The following is a 14117-nucleotide window of genomic DNA, read 5'->3' as shown; positions in this document are numbered from 1 at the left end:
GGAAAGCCTCAGGCCGGTGTCGTCGGCGAGTCCAGCCAGCTGTCGATCAGCTTGGTGAAGTCCCTGCCGGTCTCCTCGTTGACGAACGCGGTGAACGAGGCCCGGTCCTGGTTGGTGTTGCGGTTCTTCTCCACCCAGGCCGCGGCCAGCGCGAAGAACTTCTTGTCGCCGAGCGCGTCGTTCAGCTCCTTGAGCATGGCCGCCGGGCAGATGTAGACGTTGCTCTCGGCGAACGTGCCGGCGGTCGGCTTGCCGGGCGGGCCGACCCGCTTGCGCAGCTTGGCGTCGGTCTCCCGGAGGTACTTCTCCAGGTAGGCGTCGTCGAACCCGTACAGCTCCTGCTCGTACAGGTTCTGCGCGTAGGTGGCGAAGCCCTCGTTGAGCCACAGGTCGGTCCAGGTCTCCGGGGTGACCGCGTTACCGAACCACTGGTGGGCGTACTCGTGGACGAGCACCGCCTCGAACTCCCTGAGGTCGCCGTCCTTGAAGGCGCCCCGGCCCATGCTGAGCATCTGCTGCGTCTCCATGGCGGAGATGGAGCCGTTCATCAGGGCGCCGGCCGAGGGGTACGGGTACGGTCCGAACCGCTCCTCCAGCCACTCGATCAGCCTCGGTGTCTTCTTCAGCGTGCTCAGGTAGCGGTCGTCGCTCTTCGGCACCACGAAGTTGGTGATCTTCAGTCCGTGCGGCCCGGTCTGCTCGATCCTCTTGTACTTGTCGACGGCGAGGGTCGTCACGTACGCCGCCACCGGATCCGCGCTGCGGTAGTTGTAGGTGTTCCCCTCCACCGGGCCGGGTGTGCCGCTCGCGGCCGCCGCCCAGCCCTGCGGGACGGTCACCGCCAGGTCGTAGAGCGCCTCGTCGGACGGGTGCTCGTTGACCGGATACCAGGTGAGCGCGCCCCACGGCTCCTGCATGGTCCACAGGACGCCGTCCTTCGACGATCGCATGCCGATGCCCTCGGAGGCGTCGCCGCGGTGGGACGGCATCTCCACCTGCTTCGGCGTGCCGTGGTAGGCGACGGTCAGCGTGACCGGGCGGTCCGCGGTGATCGCGGCGGCGACGACCAGCTTCTCGTCCTTCGCCGTCGCGGTGGCCTCCTTCTCGTCGACGGTGACCTTGTCGACGGTGAGGCCGGTGAAGTCCAGCTTGATCTCACTCGCGTCGGCGACCGGCCGGATCCGCAGGGTGGCCGTGCCGGTGAGGACCCTGGTGTCCGGCTTCCAGTCCAGCTGCAGCCCGTAGTGCAGGACGTCCAGGCCCGGGTTGCCCTTCTCGGGGTACAGCTCGTCGGTCACCGGGGTGGAGCGGCCGGCCGCCCAGGGACTGTAGTCGATCTTCGACTCGGCAGCGGACTCGGCGGGTGTGGGTCTATCTGTATCGGCCGTCGTGCAGCCGGAGATCAGAAGTGTCGCGGTCAGTGCGGCGACGGTGGAGGTGCGGCGCATACGGTAGATCTTCCTGGGCGGATGCGAACTCTGTCAGACCGGGCGACTAGGCTTGGGGCCTGACCCGATGTTCTCGAAGCCGGAGCCGCACCCACATGACGACCATCGCGCTGCCGTCCTACGAAGACGCCACCAGCCGTTACGAGACGGTGATCGGCCTGGAGACGCACGTCGAGCTCGGCACGCAGACCAAGATGTTCTGCGGCTGCAAGACCGACTTCGGCGCCGAACCGAACACGCAGGTCTGCCCGGTGTGTCTGGCCCTGCCCGGCGCGCTCCCCGCGATGAACGGCGCGGCCATCGAGGCCACCATCCGGATCGGCCTCGCGCTCAACTGTGACATCGCCGAGTGGTGCCGGATGGCCCGGAAGAACTATTTCTACCCGGACATGCCGAAGAACTTCCAGACCTCTCAGTATGACGAGCCGCTCTGCGTCGACGGCTACGTCGACGTGACGGTGGACGGCAAGGAGTACCGGATCGGCATCGAGCGGGTGCACATCGAGGAGGACACCGGCAAGACCCTGCACGTCGGCGGGGCCACCGGTCGCATCCACGGCGCCACCGAGTCGCTGGTCGACTACAACCGCGCCGGCATCCCGCTCGTCGAGATCGTCACCAAGCCGGTCCCCGGGCTCGGCGCGCTGGCCCCCGAGATCGCCAAGGCCTACGTCGCCGAGCTGCGCGACATCATCCGCGCCCTCGGCGTCTCCGACGTCCGCATGGAGCAGGGCTCGCTGCGCTGCGACGTCAACACCTCGCTCAACAAGCCGGGCGACGAGTGGGGTACTCGTACGGAGACGAAGAACGTCAACTCGCTCCGGTCGGTCGAGCGCGCCGTCCGTTCCGAGGTCATCCGGCAGGCCGGTCTCCTCGACGTCGGCACCCGGATCTTCCAGGAGACCCGGCACTTCCAGGAGACCACCGGCGACACCCGGCCGGGCCGCTCCAAGGAGACCGCCACCGACTACCGCTACTTCCCCGAGCCCGACCTGGTGCCGATCGCGCCGGACCCGGCGTGGGTCGCCCAGCTCAAGGCGGAGCTGCCGGAGCGGCCGAGCGCCAAGCGCGCCCGGCTCCGCGAGGAGTGGGGCATGTCGGAGCTGGACATGCAGTCCGCGGCGAACGCCGGGGCCGTCGACCTGATCGAGGAGACCATCGCCGCGGGCGCGTCCCCGGCCGGCGCCCGTAAGTGGTGGATGGGTGAGCTGGCCCGCCGTGCCAACGAGCAGGACATCGAGCTGTCCGCGGTCGGCGCCACCCCCGCCCAGGTCGCCGCCCTGCAGAGACTGGTCGACGAGGGCAAGCTCAACGACAAGCTCGCCCGGACCGTCCTGGAGGGTGTCGTCGCCGGCGAGGGCGACCCGGCCGAGGTGATGGCATCCCGCGGGCTCGAGGTGGTCAACGACACCGGCGCGCTCACCGCCGCCGTCGACGAGGCCATCGCCGCCAACCCGGCCATCGCCGACAAGATCCGTGACGGCAAGGTCGCCGCGGCCGGCGCCCTGGTGGGCGCGGTCATGAAGACCACGCGAGGCCAGGCGGACGCCAAGACCGTCCGCGAGCTCATCCTCTCCCGGCTCGGCGTTTCTTAAGACCTCCCAGCTGTACGGTCGCCCGGTTCCGTTGTCGACGGAACCGGGCGTCGCGCTTTACAGGGGGGAGTGGGGTCAGGGGAGTCGGGCGGTCAGCACGTTCGCGTCGCCGACGGGTGGAGGGCCCACCGGCCGCCGGTCTCGGCCCGGTCGAGGAAGCTCGTCAGCCGTCGCGGCGTGACCGACTGGTACCAGAGCGCGCCGGTCACGGAGCTCTCCAGCAGCCCGTGGTATTCGTCGGCCGCGGGCGGCCGGTAGCCGTTCGTCTCCCGCCGGACGAGCGGTTCGGTGAAGACGGTGATCGCCGCGCCCGGCGACAGGCCCGCCCGGACCGCGGCCGGATCCTGGTCGGCGGGGATCAGAACCCAGCGATGCAAGCCCGGGCCGCTGGTCTCCAGCAGGGCCAGGTCACCGTCGGCGCCCGCCTGCCGAACCCGGTGCCAGAAGTCGTCGTCGGCCACCGTCAGGCCGTCGATTCCGGGCACGTCACGTGCCGGGGCGGGTGGTGCGGCCGGGAGCGGCGCGGCCTCCGGGTACGACGGGGGCGGGGTGAAGACCGGGTGATAGGCCGCCAGCGACGCGTGGACGCGCTGCCGGATCCTCCACACCGCGACCGCCAGACAGGCCAGGCCGATGAGGCGTAGGAGGGCCGCGACGACGCCGGCATTGAAGACCTCGGCGAAGTCGTCGATCGTGGACTGCTCATCCACCCGTGCCATCCGTCCGGTGCAGTAGGCCAGGATCAGGGCGGCGCTCCACAGCCGCACACCCGGGTGCTTGACCATGCTCTTCGGATCGATCCCGTACGGGCGGACCAGCGCCTGGGTGCGGTTGCGCCACACGAGGAAGCCGATGATGTAGACGATGATCGACAGGAAGGAGAGCACGTCGAACGCGGCGGCGAGCCGTGGCGCCTCCACGATCCAGGCCACAAGGGGGACAGGTCCGGGTCGTTGTCGTACACGTACTGCATGGCGACGGTGACGAAGACCAACCCGAGGGCGGTGAATCCACCCGACGCGGCGATGGCCAGCAGGAGAGCGCCGGTGCCCACCTCCCAGGCGGTCGAGGGGCGGATGTATGTGGGTGGACTGTGGCTCATGGATACCCCGAATGAGAAGCGGCCGCGTCACAATAGTTGATCTTCGATTCGCGTGGCGCCCGTGTTTCGCCGGGCCGGGGGACTTCGCCGCGTTACGTCCGAATCAGCGGCATGAGGTGACATAACCTGCCCCGATGGCAGTGCACTCCGCAGCGATCCGCCGACGCCGCCGACGGCTCACCCTCGCGTTGACGGCCGCCCTCGCCGCCGGCCCGGGGGCCTTCGCCGCACCCGTTCCGGTCTCCGCGGCCGTGTCTTTGACCGTCGGCACCTTCGCCGAGCCCGATCGTGCCGAGGCCGCCCGTGTGCCGGGGCCGGACGATCGGCAGCTCACCGTCGGCGGCCCCGGGGTGCTGCTTGATCTCCAAGGGCCCGCCACCCTGGGCTTCCGCGCCACCGCCGGTCAGCGGCTCACCGTCCTCGCCCGGCGCCGGACCCTCACCGCCGCCGACAACACCGATCTGACGATCGTCCGCAACGGCGCCACCGTGGCCGAGGGCACCCTGATCACCACGTGGGCCAGTGCCGGCATCGACTTCACCGCGCCGGCGGCCGGGGCGTACACCGTCCGGATCGCTCCGCGCGCCGCCAAGGACCGGGGAACACTGCTGGTCAGCCTCGCCGGAGCGTCCTTCGGCACGTTGACCCTCCGCGGCCCGGCCCGGAAGGTGACGATCGCCGAGCCGGGCGAGCGGGCGTTCCTGACCTTCCCGGCGACCGCCGGTCAGCGGCTGACACTGGTCGCCCGGCGGGGCAGCCTGTCCAAGGACGAGTACACGAACCTGGACATCCGTGGCCCGTCCGGCGAACTGAGCACGTCCGGCGCGGTCGGCTACGAGTCCGATTACCGCACGCTGGACTTCGACGTCACCGAGACCGGCCGGCACACCGTCGAGGTCAACCCGGACACCGACCGGACCGGCACCCTGACGGTTCAGCTGACCGGGTCCGTCGCCGCCGTCCTGACGCCCGGTAGGCCCACCCGGATCACTTTCGGCCAGCCCGGCGAACGTGCCTTCGTGACGTTCCGGGCCGCCGAGGCCGAGCAGTTCCGCCTGACGGCCCGCCCCGGCACCTTGACCACCGTCGACGACACCGTGCTGAAGGTACGGACCCCGGCCGGCCTGGACGTGGTCGACGCCACCCTGACCGCCGCTGAACCCGTCGCCACGCTGGGCTTCAGCTCCTCAGCCGGTCTCTACACGATCGAGATCGACCCGCAAGGCCTGGACATCGGCACGCTGACCCTCGACCTCCGCCGCATGCGCTGATCCGGTCCACCGCCTTCGCTGGAGCGACACGACCCGGCGCAGCGCGTCGCGGCGCGGCGCGGCGCGGCGCGGCGAAAGACAGAAGGAGAAGCGGTCGGCAGACGAAAGGCAGAGCGGTCAGCCGGCGGACGGGCTCAGTGGGGTCGAAGGAGTGACGGCCGGGGCTGCGGCTTCTTCGAGGCCGATGACCTTTCGCTGCATCTCCACGTTGGACTGGCCGGTGCCGCCCAGCTGGATGTCGTCGTAGGCCTTGAGCTCGCGGTTCTCGTCGAAGTAGAGGACCGACAGGCTCAGCGGGGTCGGATCCTCGTGTTCGAGTCCCCGCAGGCCGGCGCCGCCGGTGGAGCCCTCCACCATGAGCCGGGTCGGGACGACGGGCTGGACGGTGACCGGCGCCGACACGGACGGGACGGGCGACGCCGACGCCGACGGGTCGGGTGTCGGCGGAGCGGGCGCCGGCAGCATGGCGACCGAGCGGGCGTGCTGGTGCCCGGCGAGGACCAGCGGGACCACGCCGGACAGGGGCTGAGCCATCCCCGGGTCGTGGACGAGGGCGATGTCGACCCGCTTGCCGGAGCCGCGGATGGTCTGGACGAGATTTTCCCCGGCGGTGGTCAGCAGCTCGGGTGCGGCGTCGTCACCGGCCTCGTTCGTCTCGCTCTTGTCGGGGGTGAACTGGGGGTCGCCGATGCCGGCGATGGTCAGGCCGTCGATCTCGGTGATGCCGTTGTCGAGGACGATCGCGTTGCTCTGGGCGGCCACCGCGTTCTGGATGGCGGTCGAGTCGTGGTTGCCGCGGACGTAGATGTACGGCACCTGGATCGACGGGATTGACGACACATACCCGGTCTCGGCGCTGCTGCCCCAGTCGACGATGTCGCCGGTGTCGATCACCGCGTCGATCTCGAAGGTCTCCACGACGGTCCGGATCAGGCCCCACGACGCCGGGTTCAGATGCAGGTCGGAGACGTGCAGCAGACGTGTGGTGTTACCGGCGGGCTCGTAGACCGGCAGCGCCGAGATCGTCGAGTAGACCCGGCTGACGTTGCCCAGAATGGTCTGCAGCTGGTCCGCATACCGCCCGTAGTTGTCGGCGATCCGCCGGGCGTCACCGACCACCGCGGGCGCGTTGATCAGCAGCCCCTCGTAGCGCGGCTCGCTGATCGAATCCGGTCGCAGAGTGCCGGCGGCCAGGCCCAGGCTGCCGCCGGTGACCACCAGCGCGGTCGCGCCGGCCGCCGCCGTCCGCCGTACGTCGCGGAAGGTCAGCCCGGCCAGCAGCAGAGCCCCGAGCACGGCCAGGCCCATGGTGCGCAGCCCGAGCCGGGACACCCCGGCGACCAACTCCTCGACGGCCCGGTCGCCGGCCGAGCTGATCGCCGACGGGTTGTCGATCAGCGCCTCGGTCCGGCTCTGGTCCAGCGAGCCGAGGTCGACCCGCAGATGAACCGGGCCGCGATGACTGTCGAGATGCAGCGACCCGAGCGGCGGGATGTTGATCTCGGTGCCGCCGGTGACCGACGGCTCCACCGCCATCTCGGCGCTGAACGGCCCCACATTGAGGTCGGAGCGGGCGAACAGCATCACCCCGATGAGGGCGCCGGCCACACCGGTCAGCCCGACGGCCGTGGCCACCCGGACCCGACGGGTCCAGCGATGCCGGAGGACCCGGCCGGTCAGACCGGTGGTCCGCCGGGCCCCGCGGCCGGTCAGGTCAGCCGTTCGCCGGGCTGCACGGCTGGTCGCCCCGGCCGCCGAGCGCCACCGGTGCCGCCACGAGGGCCGTTCTCGCATCATCGGGCCTCACCTGCCCTGCCGGGCTCGGGACGAAACAGTCATGCCCGTCAACTCCGGCCGGCGCCGCCATCGGAGAGGACCAGCCGGAGCAGGCGGTCGTCCTCGGGGCCGGGCTGCCCGGCGTCCTCCTGGTTGGAGGTGCCCACCCAGAACGAGCCGTCCGGCGCGGCGGCCACGGCGCGCAGCCGTCCGAACTCACCGGTCAGCAGGTCCTGTGGGCTGCCCAGCACCGCCCCGGTGGCGGTGACGTCGAGCATCGTCAGCCGCCGGCCGAGCAGGCAGGCGGTGGCGACCAGGCTCTCCAGCGCGGCCACGCCGGCGCACGACGACGTCTCGGTGGGCCAGGACGCCAGCGGACCGGTCAGTTTCGAGTCGGTGCTCTCGCCGTCGGCTTTCGGCCAGCCGTAGTTCTTTCCCTTCACCACCACGTTCAGCTCGGTGGTGCGGGGCTGGCCGCGCTCCGTCGCATACATCCTCTTGGTCTCGTCCCAGGCGAGGCCCTGCACGTTGCGGTGACCGGACGTCCAGACCGGGGAGGCCTTGACCGGGTTGCCGGGCGCCGGCTTGCCCGCCGTGGTGATCCGCAGGATCTTGCCGCCCAGGCTCTTGGCGTCCTGCGCCTGGGTGCCCTCGGGGGTGCCGTCGCCGGTGCCGGCGTAGAGGAAGCCGTCCGGGCCGAAGGCCAGGGCGCCGCCGTTGTGCTCGGGCGACCGGGGGATGCCGGTGAGGACGGGCTCCAGCTTGCCGTCACCGGCCAGCTTGCCGATCCGATTGTCCTGATCGGTGGAGTAGTAGACGAACAACGTCTTGTCGGTCGCGTAGGAGGGCGAGACGGCGATGCCGAGCAGGCCGCCGTCGCCGGCGGCGCGGACCTCGCTGAGCCGCCGCAACTCGGTGACCTTGAGGCCGCCGGGCGTCGACTCGGGACCGACCTTCACGATGCGGGCGGTGTCTCGCTCGGTGACCACCGCGCCGCCGTCGGGCAGGAACGCGATGCCCCACGGCACCTCGAGGTTCTTGGCCAGCACGGTGATCGCCACCTCGCGTGCGGCGTCGTCACCGCCGGCGGTCGGGGCGGCCGACGGGCGGGGCAGATTGGGCGGCGAACCGGCCTGGTCGGGGCCCGGTGGCCCGAAGCTGCACCCTGCCGTCAACGCCAGCAGGGCCACGGAACTCGCGGCCATCGCACGGCTCCGGCGGAATCGCACGGCCCAACCACCCCCTCCGGTCATGCCGACCAGGGTAGCCGCGCGGCCTGACAGAACCGGCTCATTGATCCGCGACGGGGTGGCCGCCCGCTTCCAGAACTCGGGGCAGGTTGTCGCGTGTCACTCCGGGAAGCCGGATGACGGCGCCGTCGTCGAGCAGCGCCGACACCCGGCCCCGCTCGTCCGGCGCGAGCTCGGTGATGCGGTCGAACGGCACCGGGCTATCACCGAAGAGGGCGCGGACCCGCAACTCCCGGGGTAGACGTCGGTGCCGGCCCGCCACGCCCAGGCCAGCACGGCGATCGGGATCAGGAACAGCGGGCTCAGGGCCCAGGAGGAGCCGGCGAGCGGGACCGCGCCGACCAGCGCGATCAACGCGGCGACCAGCACGGCGCCGGACATGCGGACGCGGAGAACGGGACGCTTGCTCACGTCTCCCATCCTCCCACCCGCCCCGCCCGGCGGTCGTGCCGGACCCGTACCGGGCCCGCATGTGTTGACCGTCATCGCTGGATGACCGACGATCCGTTCGTGGGATGACGACACGCCGTGCCGTAACCCGATCCGGGGACCGTCGTTGACCCGGTGCAGTTCCCTGAAGCAGAGGACTCGTCGATGATCGCCGTGCTTCTCGCGGGGGCGATCGGCGCCGCCGGTCTGTGTGCGGGCGCCGTCCTCATCCGCGCCGCGCTCGCCCTGCACCGTGCCGAGCGAGCGTTCGCCTCGTGCCGGGGCGCCGGCCTGGTCGGCATGGGCGCCCTCTTCACCGGGCTCACCGGGCTGGTCCCGTGGTGGGCGCCGGAGCACCGGTCCGCCTGGATCACCGCCGGCCTGGCCGCCGTCACGGCGTGCTTCGTGGCCGGCACGTCGCTGCTGCCGGGTGCGGCGAGCAACTGGGTGGTGCGGTTGCGGCGGGCGTACGACGGGGTCGGGCTCGGGGTGAGCCTGGCCTTCGCCGTCTATCTGATCCCGGCCGCGTCCCAGCGTCCCGGGGCGGTGCCCGCGATGCTGATCGCGGCGGGTGGCATCGCCATCGTCACCGTGGTCGTGCTGCGCGCCCGCCCGCGACCGCGGGCGGCCGCCTGGTGCGGGGCCGGCACCTCACTGGTCATGTTCTGTCTCGGGCTGCTGGCGTACGGCGCGACCGGCCCGGTGGCAGTGTCGGCGGGACTGGGCGTGGTGGCCGGGCTGAGCGCCTCGGCGTGGGGCGGCTCGCGCCGTGACCTGCCGCCCGCGCCGCTGGAGCCCCGTCATCCGGATCAGTATCTGGCCAGCTATCCGCTGCTGGCGGTGCCGGCCGCGGTCGGCGTGATCGCCGCGATCTGGCACCTGCTGGCCGTCGAGGAGTTCGGCACCGAGGCGATCGTTTTCGGTCTCGTGATGGTAAGTGTGCTGGTCGTCCGGGAGCTGCTCGTGGTCCGGGACATCCGCCGGTACGCGGGCCGGCTCCGGGTCACCGAGGCGCATTTCCGGTCCATGGTGACGGGCGCCACCGATCTCACCCTGGTGCTGGACGAGCGGCTGACCGTGCGCTGGCAGTCACCGGCCGCCGCCCGGCTGTTCGGTCTCCGCGACCAGGAGGTGATCGGCCGGGAGTTCCGGGAGCTGATCCACCCCGAGGACGTGGCGGACGCCCTCGCCGTGATCGGGTCGGTGCTCGCCGGCGAGCCCGAGGGTGGTCCACCGGTGCTGGTCAGCGCCCGGGTGCGGGACGGCGCGGCGATGTGGCGGGAGACCGAGTCGACCATCTCCGATCTGCGCCGCGTCCCTGAGGTGGCGGCGCTCGTCGTGCACGTACGCGATGTGGGGGAACGCCGCCACCTGGAACGGACCCTGCATCGCCTCTCCTACCTGGACCAGCTGACCGGCCTCGCGAACCGTCAGGCGCTGATGCGTGACCTGCTCGCCCTGCGCCGTCAGCCGGGCCGGCACGGCACCCTGCTGGTGATCGACCTGCACGGGCTCGCCGAGATCAACGACTCCCGTGGCCGTGAGGTGGGCGACGCCGTGCTGATCGAGGTGGCCCGGCGGTTGCGGGCCCTGATCGGCGGCGAGGACGTGGCGGCCCGGCTCGGCGGTGACGAGTTCGCGGTGCTCACCCCGGACTCCTCGGTCCCGGCGTACGCCCTGGCCACGCGCATCGTCTCGAAGCTCGCCGAGCCGTACCCTCTGCCCGGCGCGACCGTGGATCTGCACACCAGCGTGGGCCTGGCCGAGCTGGCCGGCGGCGCGGACTCCGACGAGGTGCTGCGTCACGCCGACCTGGCCCGGCAGCGCGCCTGCCAGATCGGCCGGGACCGGGTCGAGTGGTACGACCCGGACGTCGAGATCCAGCTGCACCGCCGGATGGAGCTGGAGCAGCAACTGCTCGGCGCGGCCACCCGAGGTGAGCTGGACCTGGTGTTCCAGCCGGTCGCGGGGCTGGTCGACGGCCGTCCGGCCGGGGTGGAGGCGCTGCTGCGCTGGCGGCATCCGGAGCTGGGCCCGATCCCGCCGAAGGAGGTGCTGCCGATCGCGGCGGCGCTGGGGATGACCGCCGAGCTGGACGAGTGGGTGCTCGAGGAGGCGTGCCGGCGGCTGGCCGGCTGGTCGGTGGGCGAGGAGTTCTGGCTGTCGGTCAACGTCGGCCCGCGGGAGTTGCTGACCGCCCGCTTCCCGGACCAGGTCGGCGCCACCCTGCGCCGGTACGGTCTGGCCCCGGAACGCCTGGTCGTCGAGGTCGCCGAGACGTGGATCGACGAGGACGTGCCGGCCATCGTCGCGGCCCTGGCCGGGCTGCGCAGACTGGGCGTACGGGCGGCGCTCGACGACTTCGGGTCGGGGCAGACGTCGCTGTCCCACCTGCGGCGGCTGCCCGTGGACATGCTGAAGCTGAGCCCCGGCCTGATGTCGGACCGGTCGGTGGTCGACGTGGTGGTGAGTCTCGGCCGGCGACTCGGCCTGGACATCGTCGCGAAGGGACTGGAGTCGGACGGCGACATCGCCCGTGCCAGGGAGGCCGGCTGCCGTTATGGGCAGGGTTTCGCGCTGGGGCATCCGGGCCCGGCCGAGCGGGTCGAGGCCTACCTCGACAGCCACCGGAGCAGCTGAGTCAGCGGGGCGGCGCCGTGCTCCCGCGCGGTGTGAGGTGCACTCGGCCGGCCTCGACGTTGCCGACGGTCCGGCCGTCGATCGCGTTCAGCAGCTCCAGGGCGGCCTGCGCCCCGTACGCCGAGATGTCCCGGCTGAGCGCGGTCAGTGGCGGGTGCACGAGACTGCACAGGGGCGAGTCGTCCCAGGCCACGATGGACAGGTCTCCGGGGACGGAGAGACCCATCTCCTGCGCGACGGCCAGGCCCGCGACCGCCATCACGTCGTTGTCGTAGATGATCGCGGTGGGCCGGTCGCCGCCGATCAGCAGCCGCCGGGTGGCGCGGCTGCCCTCCTCGCCGGTGTAGTCGGCCGGGATGGTGATCGCGTTGTCCAGCCCGAGGGCGGCGCAGACGTTCTCGAAGGCCTTCGTCCGGTTTTGGGTGTGCAGGAGGTCGGCGACGCCACTGACCCGGGCGATCTTGTGGTGGCCGAGGGCGACCAGGTAGCGGACCGCCTCGGTGATGGCGCCCGCGTCGTCGGACCAGATCTGCGCGATCGAGCCGGTGTCGCCGGGGCCGCCGATCACCACGGCCGGTAGCTGGAGTTGCTGGAGGACCGGGATGCGGATGTCGCCCTCCCGGATGTCGGTGACGATCACGCCGTCGATCCGGCGCTCGCCCCACCAGCGGCGGTAGACCTCGACCTCCTGCTCGGGGGTGGCCACCACCTGCAGCGTCAGCGCATACGAGCGGGCGCCGAGCTCGGCCTCGAAACCGCTGATCAGGCCCATGAACCAGGGCTCGATGCCGAGGATCCGGGCGGGGCGGCACAGGGTCAGGCCGACGGCTCGGGCGCGTGCGCCGGAGAGAGCCCGGGCCGCGCTGTTGGCGTTGAACCCGATCTCCTCGGCGATTGACAGGATGCGCTTACGGGTCGCCTCGGAGACGCCGGGCTGGCCGTTGAGCGCATACGAAACTGCGCCCTTGGACACGCCGGCCCGCCGTGCGATGTCGGCGATGGTGGGCCGCTTCACTCAATCTCCTCTGTCCCCACTGCTGCCGAGCTTATCGGGCGCGGGGCAGTGGCCGCCGGAGTCCCTCGACGTTGGACGCTCGCTTGATCGGTTAAGTGTTACGGCACACGGCCGATGATGTAAACCGTCGATTTCCGCGCGTCCGAAAAATCCGGCTTGATACGTACTGGGAGCGCGCCCGTAACCGGCTATTGACACCGCTGAAAGCCGGGCTTACGGTTCCCCCAACTTACCCGGTTCAGTGATGCGGATCTCCTTGCGGAGGAAATGACATGGAACAGTTCGGACGACGCGCCCTGCGCGTGGGTGCCGCCGGCCTCGTGGCCGCGCTGGCGATAACCGGTTGTAGCGGCAAGGACCTGGAAGGAGGCAACAACGACAGCGGCAGCTCCCAGATCACGCTGAAGGTCAACTTCTGGGGTGACATGGGCCTGGACCAGCTGAAGGCGAAGTACGAGGCGGCCAACCCCAACGTCAAGATCTCGCTGAACACCGGCGAGTACCAGGCGCAGCACCAGGACCTGCAGAAGAAGCTGGTCGCGGGCTCCGGCGCCCCGGACATCTCGGCCGTCGACGAGGGCTTCATCGTCCAGTTCCGGGAGCAGGCCGACCAGTTCGTCAACCTGACCGACAAGGGCGCCGGCGCGCTCGAGTCGAAGTACCTGCCGTGGAAGTGGCAGGCGTCGAAGTCGGCCGCCGGCCAGCAGATCGGCCTCGGCACCGACGTCGGCGGTCTGGCCATGTGCTACCGCACCGACCTGTTCAAGGCGGCCGGCCTGCCCACCGACCGCGCCGAGGTCTCGAAGCTCTGGCCGACGTGGGACGCGTTCCTGCAGACCGGCAAGACCTACACCGACACGACGAAGAAGAAGTTCATCGACTCGGCCACCAACCTGTTCAACCCGATCCTCTCGCAGCAGCCGGTCGGGTTCTACAACGAGCAGGAGCAGCTCCAGATGGAGGGCGGCCCGAAGGCCGGCTTCGACGTCGCGATGAAGGCGCTCGACGCCGGGATCTCGGCGAACCTCGCCAGCTTCCAGCCGAACTGGGACCAGGGCTTCAAGAAGGACCAGTTCGCGGTCCTCGCCTGCCCGGCCTGGATGCTCGGCCACATTCAGAAGACCGCGCCCGACCAGGCCGGCAAGTGGGACATCGCCGCGATCCCGGGCGGCGGCGGTAACTGGGGCGGCTCCTGGTGGACCATCCCCAAGCAGGGCAAGAACGTCGACGAGGCGTACAAGTTCGTCGAGTGGCTGATCCAGCCGGAGCAGCAGATCGAGGTCTTCAAGACGGTCGGCAACCTGCCGTCGCAGCCGGCGCTCTACAAGGACCCGGCCGTCCTCGACTACAAGAAGGAGTTCTTCACCAACGCCCCGACCGGCCAGATCTTCGCCGCCACCGCGGAGAACCTGAAGCCGCAGTACCTGGGCAAGAAGAACGGCCCGACCCGTCTGGCCGTGGAGAACGTGATCAACCGTGTCGGACAGGGCACGCTGAAGTCCGCCGACGCCTGGGCCGAGGCGGTCAAGGAAGCCGAGAAGGCCGCGAACTCCTGACCCATCCCGAAAAGAACGGCGGGGCGGCCATGGCC

The 14117-nt window shown here is 70.9% G+C and carries 10 protein-coding genes; 4 read left to right on the top strand and 6 right to left on the bottom strand.

Going from position 1 to position 14117, the window contains the following annotated elements; all coding sequences use genetic code 11:
* Positions 1 to 8: 8 nt before the first annotated feature.
* Complete coding sequence (locus tag ACQPZW_RS43715) at positions 9 to 1448, bottom strand: M1 family metallopeptidase (protein ID WP_433791888.1); 1440 nt, start codon at positions 1446 to 1448, stop codon at positions 9 to 11.
* Between the two features lie 95 nt (positions 1449 to 1543).
* On the opposite strand from ACQPZW_RS43715, the gene gatB reads away from it, so the two are divergent.
* Positions 1544 to 3043 carry an Asp-tRNA(Asn)/Glu-tRNA(Gln) amidotransferase subunit GatB gene (gene gatB, locus ACQPZW_RS43710; protein ID WP_433791887.1) on the top strand — a complete coding sequence of 500 codons (1500 nt, stop codon included), beginning with the start codon at positions 1544 to 1546 and terminating at the stop codon, positions 3041 to 3043.
* A 92-nt stretch (positions 3044 to 3135) separates the two neighbouring features.
* Here gatB and ACQPZW_RS43705 read toward each other — a convergent pair whose 3' ends face one another.
* Positions 3136 to 3975 (bottom strand): hypothetical protein, encoded by an 840-nt coding sequence (locus ACQPZW_RS43705; protein ID WP_433791886.1) that lies wholly within the window; start codon positions 3973 to 3975, stop codon positions 3136 to 3138.
* Positions 3976 to 4279: 304 nt separating this feature from the next.
* Here ACQPZW_RS43705 and ACQPZW_RS43700 point away from each other — a divergent pair, with 304 nt between their 5' ends.
* Positions 4280 to 5416, top strand: a complete 1137-nt coding sequence (locus ACQPZW_RS43700) for a hypothetical protein (RefSeq protein WP_433791885.1) — start codon at positions 4280 to 4282, stop codon at positions 5414 to 5416.
* 117 nt (positions 5417 to 5533) lie between these two features.
* Here the strand turns inward: ACQPZW_RS43700 and ACQPZW_RS43695 are convergent, their stop codons facing one another.
* From ACQPZW_RS43695 to ACQPZW_RS43685, 3 genes are all read right to left on the bottom strand, one after another.
* Positions 5534 to 7213 (bottom strand): metallophosphoesterase family protein, encoded by a 1680-nt coding sequence (locus ACQPZW_RS43695; protein WP_433791884.1) that lies wholly within the window; start codon positions 7211 to 7213, stop codon positions 5534 to 5536.
* A 47-nt stretch (positions 7214 to 7260) separates the two neighbouring features.
* The gene (locus tag ACQPZW_RS43690) at positions 7261 to 8445 is read right to left on the bottom strand and encodes a PQQ-dependent sugar dehydrogenase (protein WP_433791883.1); all 1185 of its coding nucleotides are present in this window, start codon (positions 8443 to 8445) and stop codon (positions 7261 to 7263) included.
* 96 nt (positions 8446 to 8541) lie between these two features.
* A complete protein-coding gene (locus ACQPZW_RS43685) occupies positions 8542 to 8853 on the bottom strand; it encodes a hypothetical protein (RefSeq protein WP_433791882.1) in 312 nt (103 codons plus the stop codon).
* A gap of 183 nt (positions 8854 to 9036) precedes the next feature.
* Here ACQPZW_RS43685 and ACQPZW_RS43680 point away from each other — a divergent pair, with 183 nt between their 5' ends.
* Positions 9037 to 11511 (top strand): putative bifunctional diguanylate cyclase/phosphodiesterase, encoded by a 2475-nt coding sequence (locus ACQPZW_RS43680; RefSeq protein ID WP_433791881.1) that lies wholly within the window; start codon positions 9037 to 9039, stop codon positions 11509 to 11511.
* A gap of 1 nt (position 11512) precedes the next feature.
* Here the strand turns inward: ACQPZW_RS43680 and ACQPZW_RS43675 are convergent, their stop codons facing one another.
* Positions 11513 to 12526, bottom strand: a complete 1014-nt coding sequence (locus tag ACQPZW_RS43675) for a LacI family DNA-binding transcriptional regulator (RefSeq protein ID WP_433791880.1) — start codon at positions 12524 to 12526, stop codon at positions 11513 to 11515.
* A 272-nt stretch (positions 12527 to 12798) separates the two neighbouring features.
* On the opposite strand from ACQPZW_RS43675, the gene ACQPZW_RS43670 reads away from it, so the two are divergent.
* The gene (locus ACQPZW_RS43670; protein ID WP_433791879.1) at positions 12799 to 14082 is read left to right on the top strand and encodes an ABC transporter substrate-binding protein; all 1284 of its coding nucleotides are present in this window, start codon (positions 12799 to 12801) and stop codon (positions 14080 to 14082) included.
* Positions 14083 to 14117 lie beyond the last annotated feature (35 nt).

Origin of the sequence: Actinoplanes sp. CA-252034, assembly GCF_050956125.1 — a bacterium.
Lineage (GTDB): Bacteria > Actinomycetota > Actinomycetes > Mycobacteriales > Micromonosporaceae > Actinoplanes.
This window is presented reverse-complemented; position numbering and strand designations above follow the sequence as displayed.